Origin of the sequence: Roseovarius halotolerans (genome assembly GCF_900172255.1) — a bacterium.
GTDB lineage: Bacteria > Pseudomonadota > Alphaproteobacteria > Rhodobacterales > Rhodobacteraceae > Roseovarius > Roseovarius halotolerans.
Map to the genome: position 1 here is coordinate 435027 of NZ_FWFU01000004.1, position 18142 is coordinate 453168.

Sequence of the window (18142 nt, forward strand, 5' to 3'; positions counted from 1 at the left end):
TAAACCTCGTGTCGAAACGAATCCAGCGTCCATGACCAAAACCGGCAATTTCGGGCTTGACCCCCTGCCCGCCACTTTCTAGATAGGCCGCCTAGTGGGCCGTTAGCTCAGTTGGTAGAGCAACTGACTTTTAATCAGTGGGTCGCAGGTTCGAATCCTGCACGGCTCACCACTTATCCGGAATTTCTGCAAGCCGGGATGGCGCTTGTGGACGTGATGCGAGAGCGTCTGAATCAGGCGGCGTCTAGACGCATCTCGAGGGTGCCAAGCCCGTCGATCTGCCCGGCAATGTTGAGCCCCGGGCTGAGCCAGGGCAACCCGTTGAGCGAACCCGTGATCACCACCTGCCCCGGCTGCCAGCCCCCGCAATGTGCACCGATGGCGAGGGCGAACTTGCACAGCGTTTCAAAGGCATCGCCACCAGGAACCCTTGCGGCGCCGTCCAGCAGCACCTCGCTTCCGGCCTGAAGCCGCCCCGCGGCGCGGGTCACGTCCTGCGCCCGCCAGTCGCGCAAGGGATCGCCCAGGACCACGGCACCGTTGATCTGGTTGTCAGCCATTTTCAACAAGGGATCGGCCGCGACCGGATCGGCGATGCGCGCACGCACCAATTCAAGCGCAGGCAAGAGCTCTACCGCCGCGCGCAGGCGCGAGGCGAAATCAGATGCCATCGGATCGGGCAGAGGTTCGAGCAGGCGAAAGGCGTATTCCATCTCGACCCCAACCGCTTCCTTAGCCGGAATCGATAGGGTTGCGGGGCTGTCATGAATGTCGCTGGAATAGATCGGCGCGATCACGATGGGCGCATCGGGCGGGCACGCCACCTTGAAGCCCCCTACCGGCCCAAAGGACGCAGCCAACCGCTCCTGAACCTCAAAGGCGCCTTCGCGGGTCAGCCCCTCCCCGGCGCTGTTGGGCACCTTGGTGCCGCCACGGCGGGCCTGTGCGAGCAATCGGGCCAGTGCCTCGGGCATGATGACTCCTGTTCGTGATCTGTCTCAGGCCGCGATCACCGCGCCTGCCGCGATCATCGCTTCGATTGTCGCGTCGTCATAGCCCGCCTCGTCCAGAACGTCACGGCTGTGCTGGCCCAGAACCGGGGCGGGGCAATTGATGCTGGCAGGTGTCTCACTGAACTTGACAGGATGCCCGAGGGTCTTGACCTGACCGGCCGTGGGGTGATCGAGCGACACGATCATGTCGCGCGCCAGCGCCTGCGGATCGGCCTGCATCTCCATGATGCTCAGAACCGGGCCTGCGGGCAGGCCGGCGCGCTCCATCCGCTCGAGCCAAGTGGCGGTGGTTTCGCCTGCCAGCTTTTCGTTCAGGATCTGCTCCAGTTCGGGCAAGTGCTGCATGCGGTCGTGATTGCTGGAAAAGCGGGGATCCGTCCCCAGTTCAGGCGCACCGATCACGTCCAGGAAACGCTCCCAGTTGCGCTGGTTCGCGGCGCCGACATTGATCCAGCCATCGGATGTGCGAAACGATTGGTAGGGCGCATTGAGGGGGTGCGCCGAGCCAAGCGGCCCCGGCGACGCGCCCGTGGCGAAGGCGATGGCGGATTGCCAATAGGTCTGGGTGATCGCCGCCTCGAACAATGACGTATCGACCTTCTGGCCCTCGCCGGTCTGAAGCATCCGCGCATAGGCTGCCGAAACGCCCATTGCCCCGATGATCCCGGCGGTGATGTCGGAAATCGGCGCACCCGGTTTCACCGGTGGGCGGCCCGGCCCTTCGCCCGTGATCGACATCAGGCCAGACATGCCCTGCGCGATCAGGTCGAACCCGCCACGCTGCGCATAGGGGCCGGTGCGCCCGAAGCCCGAAATCTCGCAATAGATCAGGCGCGGATTGATCCGGCGCAGCTCCTCATAGCCAAGGCCAAGACGCTCCATCGTGCCCATGCGGTAGTTCTCGATCACCACATCCGCGGTTTCCAGAAGCCGCCTGAGGGCGGTCACGGCATCGGCCTGCTTGAGGTTCAGCGCAATGCCCCGCTTGTTGCGGTTCATCATCATGTAGGCGGCGGATTCTCCATTGATCGCGGGGGGCACGAAACGGCGGCTGTCGTCTCCGTCGGGCTTTTCCACCTTGATCACGTCGGCGCCCATATCGGCCAGCATCAGTCCACAGACCGGCCCGGCCATGATATGCGCCAGTTCGATCACCTTCATTCCGGCAAGCGGGCCGGTAGCGTTGCGCGGGTTCACGTCCCCGTCCATTGCGGCTTCTCCTTGGCAAGAAATGCTTCCAGACCGTGGCGGAAATCATTGCTCATGTAACACAGCTCTATCAGGTCGGAATCTTCGGCACGGGCGGCTGCCTGATTGCGCCGCATCGCTTCCTTGGTCGCACGCAGCGTGAGTGGGGCCATCTTCGCCAGATGCATTGCCAGCGACTCCGCGCGCTCCATCAGGGCGGCCTCGTCGGGCAGGATCTCGGTTACCAAGCCACAGTTCAGCGCCTCGTTGGCTTCGATCAGGCGGGCTGTGAAGATCATCTCGCGCACACGGCCCGCTCCCATCAAGGCGCTGAGCCGCCCGAGATTCGCTGCTGCAAGGCAGTTGCCCAAGGTCCGCGCGATTGGGAATCCGAACTTCAGGCTGGCGCTGGCGATGCGCAGATCGCAAGCCGCCGCGATCGCCGCGCCGCCGCCGGTGCATGCGCCGTTGATGGCAGCGACAGTCGGAACCGGGCAACGCTCGACTGCTTCGAGCACCGCGTCGATCCGGGCTTCGTAGTCCAACGCATCCTGCGCCTTATCAAAGGCACGAAACTGGGTCATATCGGTGCCCGCGGCAAAGGCCTTGCCGCCAGCACCCGACAGCACCACGGCGCGCACGCTCCCGTCCTCAGGCACATTACGACACAGATCGGCCAGAGCCTCATACATCGCGAAAGTCAGCGCGTTGCGCGCCTCCGGGCGGTTGAACGTGATCCAGAGCGTCTGTCCGCTCAGCGAATGTGTCAGTTCACTCATAGGAACCTCATCTGTAGAAATATTCGACCAGGAAGAGCGGCACCGAAGGCACATAGGTGCACAGCATCAGCACCGCCAAGAGAACCCCGACAAACCACACATTGACCTTGGACACCTCCCAGATGTTGGCGCGCGCCACGGCACACGACGTGATCAACACCGACGCCACCGGCGGCGTTTGCTGACCGATTGCAAGGTTCAGCGTCACGACGAGACCGAAATGCACCGGGTCGATGCCCGCCGCGTTGATCAGCGGGATCACGATGGGAACGACCAAGATGATCGCCGCCGCCGAATGGAGGAAGAAGCCGATGACCAGGAAAAAGAAATTCAGGATCAGCAGGATCAACCATTGCTCGGATGTGACCGACAGGATGCCTCGCGCCAGTTCCTGGGGAATCTGGGCACGCGTAAGGAAGCCGCCCATCAGGACCGAAGCCGCCACCAGCAGCATCACGATTGCCGTTTGCATACCACCATCCAGCATGGCACGGCGCAGGTGCTTGACGTCGATCTCGCGATACCAGATCGACACGATGATCGCGGCGATCACTGCAAGGCCCGCCGCCTCGGTGGCGGTAACAAAGCCGCCGAAGATGCCGCCAAGGATGATCACCGGCAGGGAAAAGGCCGGAAGAGCATCGATGAAGGTCTCGCGCAGGCGCGGGATGTTGAAGGCGTCTTCAGTCGGCAGGTTGTAACGGCGCGCAAAGATGTAGGCGACCAGCATCAGCCCGGCCGCCCCCAGCAGGCCCGGCACCACGCCCGCGACGAACAACTGCTCGACCGAGGTATTGGCCGAAGCCGCGTAGAGGATCATCGGGATCGAAGGCGGAATGATGATCGCCAGCGAGGCCGAAGACGATGTAACGGAAGCCGAAAGCTCCTTGGAATAGCCGCGCTTCTTCATCTGCGGTATGAGGATTGAGCCCATAGCCGCAACATCCGCCACCGCCGAGCCGGAGATTTCCGCGAAGAACAGCGACACGCCGATATTGACCATCGCCAGCCCGCCCCGGATGAACCCGATCAATGCCGAGACGAAATTGATCAGCCGGTCCGTGACCCCACCCGCATTCATGATCGCGCCCGCCAGAACGAACATCGGGATGGCGATCAGAGAGAACTTGGTCGAGCCGTCATACATGTCGAGAGCGATGGTCACGAGGCTCGAGGGGCCCTCGCTGACAAGCAGGCCCAGGACTCCCGCCAGCGCAAGCGCGACTGCGATCGGAACATTTATACAGATCATCGCAACCAGTGCGACGAAAATGGCAAGCATAAGCATCAGGCTCGACCCTCATTCTTGTGCAGTTCGATCTCGACCTCTTCTTCGATCTCGGCATGTTCCAGTGAAATGCCCCGCCGCGTCTTGGACCAATACTCGGGCAAACTCAGCAACTGGCAGATCATGAAGAGGATGGCGCCGATGGGAATGACCGATTGCGTCAGTTGCACCGGCACCCAGGTCAGCGAAACCAGCCGGTCACCGGCCAGCACCTCGAGAACCTGAAGGCCAGCACGCGCCATCAGGAAGAAGAAGGTCAGAACCAGAAGCTCCCCAAGCAACACCGCGCCCAGGCGAAACTTTGGCGGTAGCGCCAGAAGAACCGAGTCGAACCCGATATGACGTCGATGCAGCGCCGCGAGCGCCGAACCATAATAGGTTATCCACGCCAGCATGATTGCGGCGACTTCGTCATACCAAGAAAAGCTCTGCCCCATCAGGCGGGCGAGAACGGCGACGATCACGATCAGGGTCAGCATGACCATCAAGACAATCGTTATGCCTTCCAGGATACGACTGACGAACTGATTGATGCGATACAAAACGGTCATTTTTGCTTTCTTTTCGCAGAAGGCCCGCCGCGGCTCATGACATAAGAGGCCGTCGGCACCGAGATACGGAGACGCAAGACAATAAGAACCGGCGGCCCGTCAGACGGGCCGCCGGAAAAAGTTCACCGGGTCAGCCCGACTGGGCCAGACCCATCACTTCGTCGATCATTTCCTGAGCACCGTCGACCTCGGCGGCGAAGCCCTCGTAGATCGGCTTGGATGCCTCGATGAACGCCGCCTTGTCGGCCTCGTTCACCTCAACACCGGCGTCCTTGATCACGCCAAGAAGCTCCTCTTCCAGCTGCGCCGCCTTTTCATAAGTGAAATCCTGGGTCTTGCTCGCGCAGTCACGCAGCAAGGTCTGGACGTCTTCGGGGTGGCTCGAGAATGTCTTGTCCGACGCCAGGATATAGGCCGGCGTGTAGACGTGCCCGGTGATCGAAAGGTATTTCTGCACTTCCTGGAACTTGGCCGAGGCAATCTGAGCATAGGGGTTTTCCTGCCCGTCGATCACACCCGTCTGCAACGCGGTGAACACGTCGGAGAAGGCCATCGGGGTCGGATTCGCACCGTATTCCTGGAACATCTTCACGCGCCATGCGCCATTGGGCGTGCGCAGTTTCACGCCCTTCAGATCCTCGGGCGTGTTGATCGGGCGCACGTTGTTGGTGATATGACGAAAACCGTTCTCGGCGAGCCCGACGATATAGTAACCGTTCTCCTGCGCCGCCGACTGGAACTTGTCCATCATGGCACCCTGCACCCGGCGCATGTGGTCGCGGTCCTGGATGATATAGGGCATCTCGAAGATACCGAACACGTCGTCCACCGACGACATCACCGAGGACGGCAGTGCGAAGTCGACCTGGCCCAGCTTGAGCTTCTGCAAAAGCTCCTTGTCCTTGCCAAGCTGGGACGAGCCGAAGGTCTGCACTTCGATCTTGCCCTCCGAAGCACTGCCCACGCATTCAGCAAAATTGTTGACGCTGGCCTCGAAAAGAGAGCCGGGCGCGCCGACATGGCCGAACTTCATCGTGATATCGGCGGCCATTGCGGGCGCCGCCATCAGCGCGGCAACGGTTGTTGCGATAAGAGTCTTTTTCATTGGATCCTCCCTTGGTTTTCGATCAATGCACGGGCGAAATCACCGGAAATTTACGTCTTCTTGTTCACCTCGTCCGCGCGGTTGGCACTTGCGTCTTCGGGGCAACCGCTTCGCCCCTATCGTGCAGCGATCGGCCTCCTCCTGCCGCTCGCTGCATGGGTTCTTCGTCTTCAGGCTGCGGCGCGGGCACCATCGAACTTGCGCCCCAACACCTCCATTGCTGCCTGCACACCGCCCGCCTTATGCGGCACACCCGCATCGCGCAGGCCCATTTCGACCCCCGACAGGGTGCCGCACAGCATCAGGTCGTTGAAGTCACCGAGATGGCCAATGCGGAACACCCGGTCTGCGACCTTGGAAAGGCCATTCCCCAGCGACATATCGTAATGGCGCAAGGTTACCGCCCGGAAGTTGTCAGCCGAATGACCCTCAGGCATCATCACCGCCGTCAACACAGGCGAGCGATGCTCGGGCACCTTGCACAACACATCGAGCCCCCATGCCTCGACCGCAGCGCGCGCGGCCTCTCCATGGCGCTTGTGACGCGCAAAGACATTCTCAAGACCCTCTTCATGCAACAGCATGTCGAGCGCCTCGTTCAGTCCATACAGCAGGTTTGTCGCCGGAGTGTAGGGGAAATAGCCCGTCTTGTTGGGGCCTTCCATCTCGTCCCAGCTCCAGTATGAGCGCTTCAAACCAGCGGCTTCGGACGCTTTGATCGCCTTCTCGCTGATCGCGTTGAACGACAGGCCCGGCGGCAACATCAGCCCTTTCTGAGACCCCGAAACCGTAACATCGACACCCCATTCATCATGGCGGAAATCGACCGAGGCCAGCGACGAGATCGTATCGACCATCAACAGCGCGGGATGCTTTGCGGCGTCCATTGCGCGGCGCACGTCATGAATGGGCGATACCGCGCCGGTAGAGGTTTCATTATGAACCACGCAGACCGCCTTGATTTCGTGACCGGCGTCCTCGCGCAATCGCGCTTCGATCGCATCGGCGTCGGCACCACTGCGCCAGTCGCCCTCGATGAAGACCGGGTTCAGGCCCAGCTTCTCGGCTAATCCCTTCCAGAGCGTCGCGAAATGGCCGGTCTCGAACATCAGCACGCTGTCTCCAGGCGATAGAGTGTTGACCAGTGCCGCCTCCCAGGCGCCTGTGCCCGACGACGGATAGATCACCACCCGCGATTCGGTCTTGAAGACGGCCTTCATCCCTTCGAGCGCCTTGCGGCCCACATCGGCAAAGGCCGGTCCACGGTGGTCCATGGTGGGATAATCCATCGCACGCAGGATGCGGTCGGGGACATTGGAGGGGCCAGGGATCTGCAGAAAGTGTCGGCCAGCGGTCATGATCTCTCTCCCAGAATAGCTCTGCGCCCCTCAAGGACGGGGCGATTGAATCTGGTTGAATTGAATTCTGAATTCAATATTCTGTCAATACGTCATTGAAATATTTTTACGAGGACGGGCCGAATGTTGAAAGAAAAGACCCGGAGCAGGTTGGCGCGCGAGATCGAGGGAGAGGTCCGGCTGGACGCGTTTTCGCGCGGACGCTACGCCACCGATGCCTCGATCTATCAGATTATGCCGGCGGCCGTGGTCATTGCAAAATCCACAGATGATGTGGCGGCGGCCCTTGATGCCTCTCGCGAAGCCGGTCTGCCGCTGACGATGCGCGGCGGCGGCACCTCGCAATGCGGCCAGACGGTCAATTCGGGTCTGATTGTCGATTGCTCGAAACATCTCAACCGAATTCTGGAGCTGGACGTCGAGGGCCGTCGCGCCGTGGTCGAACCGGGAATCGTGCTCGACGATCTCAACCGTCAGCTCAAGCCGCATGGCCTGTGGTTTCCGGTCGATGTCTCCACCGCGTCGCGCGCCACGATAGGGGGCATGGTCGGCAACAATTCCTGCGGTTCGCGCTCGCTGCGCTATGGCACCACGCGCGACAATGTCGAGCGAATCGAAGGGCTGCTGGCTGATGGCTCCCTGTTTGACTTCGGCCCCGGAAGCGGCAATCGCGTGCCGGAACCGCTGCTGCGCCAGATGCTTGAACTTGGCGCCCGCGAGGCGGACGAGATCGAAGCGCGCTTCCCGAAGGTTCAGCGGCGCGTGGGCGGCTACAATATCGACGCGCTGGTGCCGGGGGCGGCGCCCATCAATCTTGCACACCTGCTGATTGGCTCCGAAGGGACGCTCGGACTCTCCACCGCGATCGAGATACGGCTCTCGCCCCTGCCCTCGAAGACCCGCGTGCTTGGCGTCTGTCATTTCCCCACCTTCCGCGCCGCGATGGAGGCAGCAAAGCCGCTTGTCGGGCTGGGTCCGACATCGGTCGAACTCGTGGACAAGACGATGATCGGACTGGCGCGATCGATCCCGATCTATGCCAAGACACTCGAGGAGTTCGTGCGCGGCGAGCCCGCCGCCATGCTCTTCGTCGAGTTCGCCGATACACCGCCGGAGAACGAGGAGAACATGCGCCGCCTTGCCGACACGATGGCCGATCTCGGCTATGGCTTCGGCAAGGAAGGCGCATATCAGGGCGGGGTCGTCGAAGTCTGGGACATGGCCCTTGCCGCCGATATCGGCGAACTGCGCAAGGCCGGGCTCAATATCATGATGTCGATGAAGGACGAGGGAAAGCCAGTCTCCTTCGTCGAGGATTGCGCCGTCCCGCTGGAACATCTGGCCGACTACACCGACAGGCTGACCGAAGTGTTCCACAGTCATGGCACCGAAGGCACCTGGTATGCGCATGCCTCGGAAGGGTGCCTACATGTCCGCCCCGTCCTCAACCTCAAGCTGGACAAGGACGTGCGCGTCATGCGCGAAATCGCGGAAGCCGCCTTCGAGATGGTGCGCGATTACAAGGGCTCGCACTCAGGCGAACATGGCGACGGCATCGTGCGCTCGGAGTTCCACGGCAAGATGTTCGGGCCGCGTATCCTTGCGGCCTTCGAGGAGGTCAAGACCGCCTTCGATCCTGACAGCCAGCTCAATCCGGGCAAAATCGTTCATGCGCCGAAGATGGATGACCGCAGTCTGATGCGTTATCCGCCGGATTACGATTTTGCCGACCTCCAGAACGGCCATGACTGGTCCGCCTGGCCCGGAAAGGGTGGCGGCTTCCAGGGCGCGATCGAGATGTGCAACAACAATGGCGCCTGCCGGAAACTGCAAGGCGGCGTGATGTGTCCCAGCTATCGGGTCACCCGGGACGAGCGCGACGTGACGCGCGGGCGGGCCAACACCCTGCGCCTGGCCCTTTCAGGACGCTTGGGGAAAGATGCGCTCTATTCGGACGAGATGGCCGAAACGATGAAACTCTGCGTCAGTTGCAAAGCCTGCAAGCGCGAGTGCCCGACCGGTGTCGACATGGCGAGGATGAAAACCGAGGTCCTTTATCAGCGCGGTCAGAAGCTGGGTTATGGGCTGCGCGAACGGCTGATCGCCGAAATGCCGCGCTATGCGCGGGTGGCGGTGGCGCTGCGCTGGCTGGTGGCGCTGCGCAACAAGGTGCCGCTGCTGGCGGCATTGGGAGAGCGGATCACAGGTTTGGCGCGCCAACGCAGCCTGCCAGGTTTTCGCGCCGACTTCTTCCGCGACTCCGAGGTCGGGAAAACGCCCGGAAAAGGCGGAGCAGGCAAGGTCGTGCTGTTCACAGATACGTTCAACCGCTGGATGGAGCCCGACATTCCGCGCGCCGCCCTGAGGGTGCTGGAACGCGCCGGATACGAGGTGATCACCGCCCAAAGCCCCGGTCGCCGCCCGCTGTGCTGCGGGCGCACCTACCTGGCTGCGGGCATGATCGACCGCGCCCGCGATGAGGCCCGCCGCACGCTGACGGCGCTCTTGCCGCATGTCCGCGCGGGCACACCGATCATCGGCCTTGAACCATCGTGCCTGCTAACCTTGCGCGACGAGTTCCTGACGCTGCTTCCCGGCGCCGAAGCAAAGGCGCTTTCCGAAAACGCGATGCTGTTCGAGGAGTTCATCGCGCGCGAGGCACGGGCGGGTCGCCTCAATCTGCCGATGACCCCGTCCGCCGGGGCCGCGCATGTCCATGGCCACTGCCACCAGAAGGCCGCTGGCGTGATGAGCGACATGGATCAATCTCTTGGGTTGGTGCCGGGGCTGGAGGCGGCCAACATCGAAAGCAGTTGCTGCGGCATGGCGGGCGCCTTCGGCTATGGCGCGGAAACCTATGACGTATCGATGAAGATGGGCGAGTTGTCCCTGCTGCCAGCTGTCCGCAAGGCCGCGCCGGACGACCTGATCGTGGCGAATGGCACCTCCTGCCGCCATCAGATCGCGGATGGCACCGGCCGCCGCGCCTTGCACATTGCGGAAGTTTTCGACAGAGCGTCCGAAAATGCGCTAGAACGGGGGCAGGACAGTGTTTAAGGATCACCAAACAGCCCATATGAGCCAGTTGAAGCCAGAGCCAATCGGGCGCACAGCCCTTGCCGTGGAAATCACGAACAGGCTGCGCCAGATGATCCTGGAGGGTCAGTTGCAGCCGGGTGAGAAAATCAACGAGAAGCTGCTGACGACCCAGTTCGGCGTGTCCCGCACGCCTCTGCGCGAAGCACTCAAGGTCCTGGCCGCTGAGGGACTTCTCGAGCTGATTCCGCATCGCGGCGCGGTCATCACCCGCCAGAGCGAAGCGGAACTCGCCGAAGTCTTTCAGGTCCTCGCCGCGCTCGAGGCGCTGGCCGGGGAACTGGCGGCGCTGAATGCCACTGAAGCCGAAATCGCCCGCATCGCAACCATGACCGCGGAACTGCGCCGCTCATACGATGAAACCGACCGGCCCACCTATTTCCGCATCAATCAGGCGATCCACAAAGCGATCCTGCACGCCGCGAAGAACGAGAGCCTTGCCAAGTCGCATGAATTGCTGGCCTACCGCGTTCAGCGCGCCCGGTATCAGGCGAACCTGACGCCCGAACGCTGGCGCGCCGCTGTTGAGGAACACGAGGCGATTGCAAATGCCCTTGCCACGCGCGATGCCGCGAACTGCGCAACGCTCATGAAAAATCACCTGCTCAGAAAGTTCGCCTCGATCTCGGCGCAATAGACCGGGATCTCCGCCGCCTGTCCGAGCGCACAATACCAGGGCGAGGACGGGGCGCAGGCGTCAGTGCAGACACCCGCACCCCGCAGACTTTATCCCAAGGCGTCGCTGCAGCGCTTGCAGGTGCCGGGATGCGCATGGCTGCCGACATCCGGCAGGATCTTCCAGCAGCGCATGCATTTCGCACCCATTGCCCGCTCGAACACCACGCCGACATCCTCAACCTCGGGCATGCGGAAGGCCTCGTTCGGCATCGGATCGCCGGTCAAAACGATATCTGAGGTGATGCATACATCCTCGAAGTTCACGCTCTTGAGCGCTGCAAGCATCTCGGGGTCAAGCACATGCACGACCGGGGCCGCCTCGAGGCTCGCGCCGATCACCTTGTCGGTACGCTGGATTTCCAATGCAGCCGTCACCACGCGGCGCGCCTTCCGGACCTTTGCCCATTTCGCCGCCAGCGGCTCGTTGAGCCAATCGGCGGGGGTTTCGGGTATATCGACCAGGTGGACGCTGGCATCATCGCCCGCGTTCCGTTCCAGCCAGACCTCCTCCATCGTGAAGGTCAAGACCGGCGCAAGCCAAGTGGTCAGGCGGTGGAACAGAAGGTCCAGCACCGTGCGGGCTGCGCGCCGCCGCGCGGTGTCACCGTCGCAATAAAGCGCGTCCTTGCGGATATCGAAATAGAAGGCTGACAATTCCACCGTGCAGAAGTTGAACAGCTGCTGCACGACACCTTGGAAATCGTATGATTCATAGCCCTTGCGCACTGTGTGATCCAGCTCGGCCAGACGGTGAAGAACCCATCGTTCGAGTTCGGGCATATCCGCCGGATCGACGCGGTCGCTTTCCGAGAAATGCGCAAGCGCCCCCAGCATGAAGCGCATGGTGTTGCGCAGGCGGCGATAACCGTCGGCCACACCTTTGAGGATCTCCGGCCCGATCCGCAAATCGGCGGTATAATCCGACTGAGCCACCCAAAGACGCAGGATATCCGCGCCATATTGCTTGGTCACATCCTCGGGCGCGACGGTGTTGCCAAGCGACTTGGACATCTTGTTGCCCTTCTCGTCCAGCGTGAAACCATGCGTCAGCACCCCGCGATAAGGCGCGCGGCCAATGGTGCCACAGGCCTGAAGCATCGAGGAGTGGAACCAGCCGCGATGCTGATCGGTGCCTTCGAGGTAGAGATCGGCCAACCCGTCCTCGGACCCATCCTCGCGGTCGCGCAGCACGAAAGCATGGGTCGAACCGGAATCGAACCACACATCCAGGATGTCATCGACCTTGTTCCACTCGGACGGATCGTAATCATTGCCAAGGAAACGCTCCTTGGCGCCGGGCTTATACCAGGCATCCGCGCCCTCGGCCTCGAACGCATCGAGGATGCGGGCATTCACCTTTTCGTCGCGCAGCAGGTAGTCGGGATCACTTGGCATCGCGCCCACTTTGGTAAAGCAGGTCAGCGGCACGCCCCAGGCGCGCTGGCGGCTCAGCACCCAGTCTGGCCGCGCCTCGATCATCGAGTACAGCCGGTTGCGACCGGTGCGCGGCGTCCAGGTCACCAGCTCGTCGATTGAGGTCAGCGCGCGTTCGCGGATCGTCTTGCCATAGGTATCCTGCCCGTCGCCGACCTCGCGGTCGATGGCGGCGAACCATTGCGGCGTGTTGCGATAGATCACCGGCGCCTTGGAGCGCCAGGAATGCGGATAGCTGTGCTTGATCTTGCCGCGTGCCAACAGGCCGCCGACCTCGACCAGCTTGTCGATCACGGTCTTGTTGGCATTACCTTCCTTGCCCTTGCGATCAAGGATATAGGTGCCCCCGAAGAACGGCAGATCGGCGCGGAAACCGCCATCGTCCATCACGTTATAGGTGATGACCTGCTCCAGCATCCCGAGGCCGCGGTACAGCTCGAATTCCTCCATCCCGTGCGAGGGCGCGCAATGGACGAAACCTGTCCCTTCCTCGTCGGTGACGAAATCGGCGGCGCGGAAATCACGCGGATCATCCCATTCGCCATTGCCGCCTTCGGCGCCGGCAAGCGGGTGGGCAAGGCTGAGGCCCGAAAGCTCGTCGGCGGTCACATCGCGGACCCGTTTCCACATGCTGTCTTCCAGCCGCGCGCGGGCCATGACATCTGCAGCCAGCTTGTCGGCAAGGATGAACCTGTCCCCTGCGTTCGCCCAGCATTCGCCAGGTGTGCCGGTGACCTCGTAGAGGCCATAGGCAAAGCTCTCGCCATAGACCACTGCCTTGTTCGACGGGATCGTCCAGGGCGTCGTGGTCCAGATCACGACATTGGCACCCTTCAGATCACCTTCGGTCACGACCGGGAACTTCACCCAGATGGTAAAGCTTTCCTTGTCGTGATACTCGACCTCGGCCTCGGCCAGGGCGGTCTTTTCGACGGGCGACCACATCACCGGCTTGGAGCCCTGGTAAAGCGTGCCGGTCATCAGAAATTTCTGAAACTCTTCCGCGATGATCCGTTCGGCCCGGAAGTCCATGGTGAGATAGGGTTTTTCCCACTTTCCCGTGACCCCAAGACGCTTGAACTCGTCGCGTTGGATACCGATCCAGCCCTCTGCGAAGCGGCGGCATTCCTGGCGGAAATCGACGATATCCACCTCGTCCTTGTTCTTGCCCTTGGCGCGATACTGCTCTTCGATCTTCCATTCGATCGGCAGGCCGTGGCAATCCCAGCCGGGGATGTAGCGGGCATCGCGGCCCATCATCTGCTGCGAGCGCACGACCATGTCCTTGAGGATCTTGTTGAGCGCGTGGCCGATATGGAGATGGCCGTTGGCGTAGGGCGGGCCGTCATGCAGGGTAAAGGGCTTGCGGCCCTCGGCGCGCTCGCGCAGGCGGTCGTAGATGCCGATGCGTTCCCAGCGATCCAGCCATTCGGGTTCGCGCTTGGGCAGGCCGGCGCGCATGGGAAAATCGGTTTCCGGCAGGTTCAGCGTGTCTTTGTAGTCGGGTGTTTCGGCGCTCATTGCGGGCGTCCTTGTCACTGTCGTATCTGGAAAAATCGTTTCATGGCATAGGTTTGCATGCCAATAGCCCCGGCAACTCCTGTGGTCAGAGCGCCGGGCCGGTAATTCGGATGATGATTGCCGGGTTCCGCATCATGACCGCCTTATAGGCATGGTGCAAAGCGAGGTCCAGTGGGCGCTTGCAGAGCGCGGCGAGGCGCGCCACATAGGGGACATGACAAACGCGATGCCACCCCGATTCAACATCACGCGACCCGAGATCGAACGGGTCGTTGCGGCATTCTACGCGACCGTCAGACGCCACCCCGGACTGGCACCCGTTTTCGCGGCACAAGTGGATGACTGGACGGCGCATGAGGCGAAAGTGTCTGATTTCTGGGCAAATTCCATCCTTCACGAGCGCAGTTACGATGGCAGCCCGATGGCGGCCCATGTCAAGGCGGGCAATGTCAAACCGGGCATGTTCTCGACCTGGCTGGAGCTGTTCGACGCCACGTTGAAGGCCGAGCTGCCGCCCGAAAAGGCCGCTGCGTGGTCGGCGCTGGCGCATCGGATCGGGCGCAGCCTGCGCGCCGGCGTGGTCGAGCGCGAAACCCTGCCCGGAGGCATCCCCAAGCTGCGCTGAGAGCGTACAAAACGGACGTTTTGTACGCCGGTTTTGTACCGAAATCGGAAGCCGCCGCGCGGATTTCGTACAGAATGCGTTCCCGAGAACCCGCGACCCCCCCGCCGGGTTCCCTGCCCCGCGCGTCGATAGGCCCATTTCTGCCGACCCTCTGCACCGAAACTGGCCGGACCCCGCCGGAAACCGCCCGGTCGCCAATTGGCGCTGCGGGACGGCGAAGCGATGGGCCAGACTGGAAGCACGGGGCAGGCAACTGCAATGGAGGAAATCATGTATGGACCTCAACACGACCTCAATCGCGGCACCTCGCCGGACCCATATTCCGAGCCCAACCCGGTTGGCTCGCGTTCATCGCGGGGGTCGGTGATTGCATTGTTCGTCATCGTCGCCCTGATCGGCGGTTTCATCATGCTGGGCAGCCTGGGTGACGGTGCGACCACCACCGAGCCCGCGGCGACGCAAGGCACGCAATAACGACCACCACTCAAAGCAACGGATGCCGCCGGGTCACACAAGACCGGCGGCATCTATCTGTCGTGCTATCGTCCCGTGCGAAACAGGCCGGTCAGGGCGCGTTTGACGATCCCGCTGACCGAGGGGCGGCGGGCGCGGGTGAAGGGCAGCGGGCGGCAGACCTCGAGAGCGGCGACGCCGACACGCGCGGTGAGCGCACCATTAACCACACCTTCACCAAATCTGCGCGATATCTTGGACATGACCCCGCCACCTGCAACGGAGCCGATCAGATCGTCGCCCACAGCCACAGCCCCCGTCGCCACCAGATGCGTGAGCACCGCGCGCGCCAGACGCCAGCTGCCAAGCGTGCCCGACCGCCCGCCATAGATTTCGGCGATGCGCCGGATCATGCGGATATTCGCGGTGAGCGCCGCCACAACATCCGCCAGCGCCAGCGGCACAACTGCCGTGACGGTCGCGACCTGCCGGGCGGCGGCTTCGATCTCGAGGGTGGCCGCGCGGTCGAGCGGCGCCAGAAGCTCGGCCTCGGCCAGCGCGAACAGGCCCGTCGCATCGAACTGATCGGGGAGGCGTTCGGCAAGGCGGTCGCGGCCCCAGCGCGTGTCTTCGCGCCCGGCGTAGAGCCGCGTCAGATCGCCGATCACGGCGCGGGCCGCAGCGAGGTCTTCGCCACCCAGCGCCTGATGGGCGCGCGATTGCAGCCGGTCGATCCGCGCCAGCCGCGCGAAAGCCGCGAGTTCGCGCAGCGCGATGACAAGAAGCACCACCACGAAGGCCAGGATCAACCCGCTGATCGCATAGCCCAGGAGCGGCGCGCGCTCGATCAGCCCGGTGACGAAATCCCATGCCGCCACCGAAACCGCAGCACCGAGGATCGCCATGAGCAAGCCCCAGAAAAGCCGCCCCAGCCGCGACGGACGGCGCGCCGCCAGCGTGGCGACGGTCTGCATGGCGCGGCCTTCGGGGGGTGTGGGCGCGTCGGGTTCAGGCACCGGCGGCGCACTGTCGGGGCCGGGCACGGCGCTGCTGTCGTCGCCATCGCCGAGGTCGATCAGGATCGGTCCCCTGGTCATGGATCGGGCCTTTCGCGTGACTGCCAGACCATATGGATATCCGGCATGTTTTCATCATTGCCCGCGCCATCGCTCCGGCCCGCCACATCAAAGCCCTGGCGCGCGTAAAAGGCACGCGCCGGGCTGTTGGCCTCGAGCACCCAAAGCTCGAGCCGGGGCGAGCGGGTCTTGGCATCATCGAGAAGGGCACGCGCCAGCCCCTGACGGCGGGCGCGGGGATGGACATAAAGCGCATGGATGCGCGCACCGTCGCGCGCGATGAACCCCGCCGGGCCGCGCGCGTCAAGGGCGATGCACACCCAGCCGCGCGAGATCACCTTGAGCATCAAGCCAAGGTCGCTGCGCTTGCTGCGCATGACCGGCAGCCAGGGCGTGGCACGGGTGAACGACCACAGGATCGCCAGAAGCCACGGCGCATGGAAGATATGGGCGCGCGCCGGGGTCACAGCCGGTCACCGAAGAGAAACTGCGCGGCGCGGTCCAGCCTGATATGGGGCGGGCCTTCGCCGGGTTTCAGCGTGAGGCGGGCGGGTGCGAAATTCATCACCTGATACTGCGCATCGAGCCATTCGCCCGCCCCTTCACGCGCCGGCGAGAGCAGGCGCGCGGGGTCCTCGGGCAGTTCGCCGGGATAGAAGGCCGCCTGTTTGCCGCGGCTTCCGTCGTCCTGAAGCAGCCGCCCGCGCACGCAATCGAGCGGCTTGCCGTCATGCTGGATGGTTTCCTCGGTGGTGGCCCGCAGAGCGGCGATGGCCATGGCCTGCGTTTCGGCCCCGGCGAAATCGGCGCGGTCGCGCGCCTCGCGGGTGAGCGCGGCCATGATCGCCGCAAGGCGCTGGTGTTGCGTGTGATGCAGGTGGTCGGCCTTGGTGGCGGCAAAGAGGATGCGCTCCACCTGCCGCCCCATCAGAAGGCGCGTCAGGAACGCATTGCGACCCGGGCGGAAGGCGCCAAGGATTTCGGACATGGCGCGGCGCATGTCCTCGACCGCGCGCGGCCCGCGGTGGATGGCGCCCAGCGCATCGACCAGCACGATCTGCCGGTCGATCCGGGCGAAATGATCGCGAAAGAAGGGTTTGACCACTTCGCGCTTATAGGCCTCGAAGCGGCGTTCCATCTCGCGCCAGAGCGATTTGCGCGGCGCGGAGGCGGCGGGCGCGGGCAGTGGTGCGAAGGTCAGCACGGGCGATCCGGCCAGATCGCCCGGCAACAGGAACCGCCCCGGATTGCAATCATAGAACCCCGCGTCGCGGGCCGCGTTCAGATAGGCGGTGAAGGCCTTGGCAAGCGACTGCGCCGTGGGTTCGTCAAGCGGTGCCGTTGCGTCGGTGGCCCCGGCAAGGCGCAGGAAATCGGCGGCCTCCGCGCGGCTGTCGATGCGCGTCAGGACATCGCCGGACCAGTCGGCATAGCTTTTGTCGAGAAGCGCCAGGTCGAGCAGCCATTCACCGGGGTAATCGACGATATCGAGATGCACCACACGCGGCCCCGAAAGCCCCGCCAGAAGCCCCGATGGCCGCACCCTGAGCGACAGGCGCAGTTCGGAGATGGCGCGGGTGCTGTCGGGCCAGTGCGGCGTGGGCGAGGTGAGCGCGCCGAGATGGGTTTCATAGTCGAAACGCGGCACTGTCACATCGGGCTGGGGCTGCAGGAACGCCCCCGAGATGCGACCGTCCGCCACCGCCTGAAGCCCGCCCATGCGCGCACGGTCCATCAGGTTGGCCACCAGCGAGGTGATGAACACCGTCTTGCCCGAACGCGCCAGCCCCGTGACGCCAAGGCGGATCACCGGCTCGAACAGGGTTTGCGACAGGGTGTCGGTCATGTTGCCGACCCCGCGCGAGAGCCCGTCGGCGATATCGGTGATGATCAAGCCCCGCCCCCTTCGCCTTGCTGAGCCGTTGGTGCTGTCCCTGAAGATAGTCGCCCGCGCTGGCGGTTGCCAGAGGGGAGGTT

The 18142-nt window shown here is 63.2% G+C and carries 15 protein-coding genes and 1 tRNA gene; 5 read left to right on the forward strand and 11 right to left on the reverse strand.

Features of this window, described 5'->3' with window-relative positions; all coding sequences use genetic code 11:
- The first annotated feature begins 96 nt into the window (after positions 1–96).
- A tRNA-Lys gene (locus ROH8110_RS16905) sits at positions 97–172 on the forward strand.
- A gap of 61 nt (positions 173–233) precedes the next feature.
- Here the strand turns inward: ROH8110_RS16905 and ROH8110_RS16910 are convergent.
- The 7 genes from ROH8110_RS16910 to ROH8110_RS16940 form a co-directional block, all read right to left on the reverse strand.
- Positions 234–974, reverse strand: coding sequence for a 2-keto-4-pentenoate hydratase (locus tag ROH8110_RS16910; RefSeq protein WP_085818914.1), 741 nt, complete (start codon positions 972–974; stop codon positions 234–236).
- A gap of 24 nt (positions 975–998) precedes the next feature.
- Positions 999–2222: a CaiB/BaiF CoA transferase family protein gene (locus ROH8110_RS16915; RefSeq protein ID WP_085818915.1), complete on the reverse strand. Its 1224-nt coding sequence runs from the start codon at positions 2220–2222 to the stop codon at positions 999–1001.
- Entirely contained in the window at positions 2207–2980 is a 774-nt protein-coding gene (locus ROH8110_RS16920) for an enoyl-CoA hydratase (protein WP_085818916.1), read from the reverse strand. Before ROH8110_RS16920 ends, ROH8110_RS16915 begins: the two co-directional genes overlap by 16 nt.
- A 7-nt stretch (positions 2981–2987) precedes the next feature.
- A complete protein-coding gene (locus ROH8110_RS16925; protein ID WP_085818917.1) occupies positions 2988–4268 on the reverse strand; it encodes a TRAP transporter large permease in 1281 nt (426 codons plus the stop codon).
- Positions 4268–4819, reverse strand: a complete 552-nt coding sequence (locus ROH8110_RS16930) for a TRAP transporter small permease (protein WP_085818918.1) — start codon at positions 4817–4819, stop codon at positions 4268–4270. The genes ROH8110_RS16925 and ROH8110_RS16930 overlap by 1 nt, the downstream gene beginning before the upstream one ends.
- Before the next feature lie 130 nt (positions 4820–4949).
- The gene (locus tag ROH8110_RS16935) at positions 4950–5924 is read right to left on the reverse strand and encodes a TRAP transporter substrate-binding protein (protein WP_085818919.1); all 975 of its coding nucleotides are present in this window, start codon (positions 5922–5924) and stop codon (positions 4950–4952) included.
- Between the two features lie 170 nt (positions 5925–6094).
- Positions 6095–7282 (reverse strand): pyridoxal-phosphate-dependent aminotransferase family protein, encoded by a 1188-nt coding sequence (locus ROH8110_RS16940; RefSeq protein WP_085818920.1) that lies wholly within the window; start codon positions 7280–7282, stop codon positions 6095–6097.
- A 123-nt stretch (positions 7283–7405) separates the two neighbouring features.
- On the opposite strand from ROH8110_RS16940, the gene ROH8110_RS16945 reads away from it, so the two are divergent.
- Positions 7406–10339 (forward strand): FAD-binding and (Fe-S)-binding domain-containing protein, encoded by a 2934-nt coding sequence (locus ROH8110_RS16945; RefSeq protein ID WP_085818921.1) that lies wholly within the window; start codon positions 7406–7408, stop codon positions 10337–10339.
- A gap of 64 nt (positions 10340–10403) precedes the next feature.
- Positions 10404–11015: a GntR family transcriptional regulator gene (locus tag ROH8110_RS16950; RefSeq protein ID WP_245962874.1), complete on the forward strand. Its 612-nt coding sequence runs from the start codon at positions 10404–10406 to the stop codon at positions 11013–11015.
- Positions 11016–11104: 89 nt separating this feature from the next.
- Here the strand turns inward: ROH8110_RS16950 and ileS are convergent, their stop codons facing one another.
- The gene (gene ileS / locus ROH8110_RS16955; protein ID WP_085818923.1) at positions 11105–14011 is read right to left on the reverse strand and encodes an isoleucine--tRNA ligase; all 2907 of its coding nucleotides are present in this window, start codon (positions 14009–14011) and stop codon (positions 11105–11107) included.
- 214 nt (positions 14012–14225) lie between these two features.
- Here ileS and ROH8110_RS16960 point away from each other — a divergent pair, with 214 nt between their 5' ends.
- Positions 14226–14636: a group III truncated hemoglobin gene (locus ROH8110_RS16960; RefSeq protein WP_085819072.1), complete on the forward strand. Its 411-nt coding sequence runs from the start codon at positions 14226–14228 to the stop codon at positions 14634–14636.
- A gap of 270 nt (positions 14637–14906) precedes the next feature.
- A complete protein-coding gene (locus tag ROH8110_RS16965; protein ID WP_139837427.1) occupies positions 14907–15110 on the forward strand; it encodes a hypothetical protein in 204 nt (67 codons plus the stop codon).
- A gap of 65 nt (positions 15111–15175) precedes the next feature.
- On the opposite strand, the gene ROH8110_RS16970 is transcribed toward ROH8110_RS16965, so the two are convergent.
- Genes ROH8110_RS16970 through ROH8110_RS16980 form a run of 3 tightly spaced genes read right to left on the reverse strand, consistent with a single transcriptional unit; the run spans position 15176 to position 18059 of the window.
- Positions 15176–16186, reverse strand: a complete 1011-nt coding sequence (locus ROH8110_RS16970) for a YcjF family protein (protein ID WP_085818925.1) — start codon at positions 16184–16186, stop codon at positions 15176–15178.
- Positions 16183–16632 (reverse strand): GNAT family N-acetyltransferase, encoded by a 450-nt coding sequence (locus tag ROH8110_RS16975; RefSeq protein WP_121143716.1) that lies wholly within the window; start codon positions 16630–16632, stop codon positions 16183–16185. Before ROH8110_RS16975 ends, ROH8110_RS16970 begins: the two co-directional genes overlap by 4 nt.
- A complete protein-coding gene (locus ROH8110_RS16980) occupies positions 16629–18059 on the reverse strand; it encodes a YcjX family GTP-binding protein (protein WP_085818926.1) in 1431 nt (476 codons plus the stop codon). Before ROH8110_RS16980 ends, ROH8110_RS16975 begins: the two co-directional genes overlap by 4 nt.
- Positions 18060–18142: the final 83 nt, after the last annotated feature.

Bases quoted from the DNA above. Each gene is read 5' to 3' on its own strand.
- ROH8110_RS16910 (WP_085818914.1), bottom strand. From the start codon at position 974: ATGCCCGAGGCACTGGCCCGATTGCTCGCACAGGCCCGCCGTGGCGGC.
- ROH8110_RS16915 (WP_085818915.1), bottom strand. From the start codon at position 2,222: ATGGACGGGGACGTGAACCCGCGCAACGCTACCGGCCCGCTTGCCGGA.
- ROH8110_RS16920 (WP_085818916.1), bottom strand. From the start codon at position 2,980: ATGAGTGAACTGACACATTCGCTGAGCGGACAGACGCTCTGGATCACG.
- ROH8110_RS16925 (WP_085818917.1), bottom strand. From the start codon at position 4,268: ATGCTTATGCTTGCCATTTTCGTCGCACTGGTTGCGATGATCTGTATA.
- ROH8110_RS16930 (WP_085818918.1), bottom strand. From the start codon at position 4,819: ATGACCGTTTTGTATCGCATCAATCAGTTCGTCAGTCGTATCCTGGAA.
- ROH8110_RS16935 (WP_085818919.1), bottom strand. From the start codon at position 5,924: ATGAAAAAGACTCTTATCGCAACAACCGTTGCCGCGCTGATGGCGGCG.
- ROH8110_RS16940 (WP_085818920.1), bottom strand. From the start codon at position 7,282: ATGACCGCTGGCCGACACTTTCTGCAGATCCCTGGCCCCTCCAATGTC.
- ROH8110_RS16945 (WP_085818921.1), top strand. From the start codon at position 7,406: ATGTTGAAAGAAAAGACCCGGAGCAGGTTGGCGCGCGAGATCGAGGGA.
- ileS (WP_085818923.1), bottom strand. From the start codon at position 14,011: ATGAGCGCCGAAACACCCGACTACAAAGACACGCTGAACCTGCCGGAA.
- ROH8110_RS16960 (WP_085819072.1), top strand. From the start codon at position 14,226: ATGACAAACGCGATGCCACCCCGATTCAACATCACGCGACCCGAGATC.
- ROH8110_RS16965 (WP_139837427.1), top strand. From the start codon at position 14,907: ATGTATGGACCTCAACACGACCTCAATCGCGGCACCTCGCCGGACCCA.
- ROH8110_RS16970 (WP_085818925.1), bottom strand. From the start codon at position 16,186: ATGACCAGGGGACCGATCCTGATCGACCTCGGCGATGGCGACGACAGC.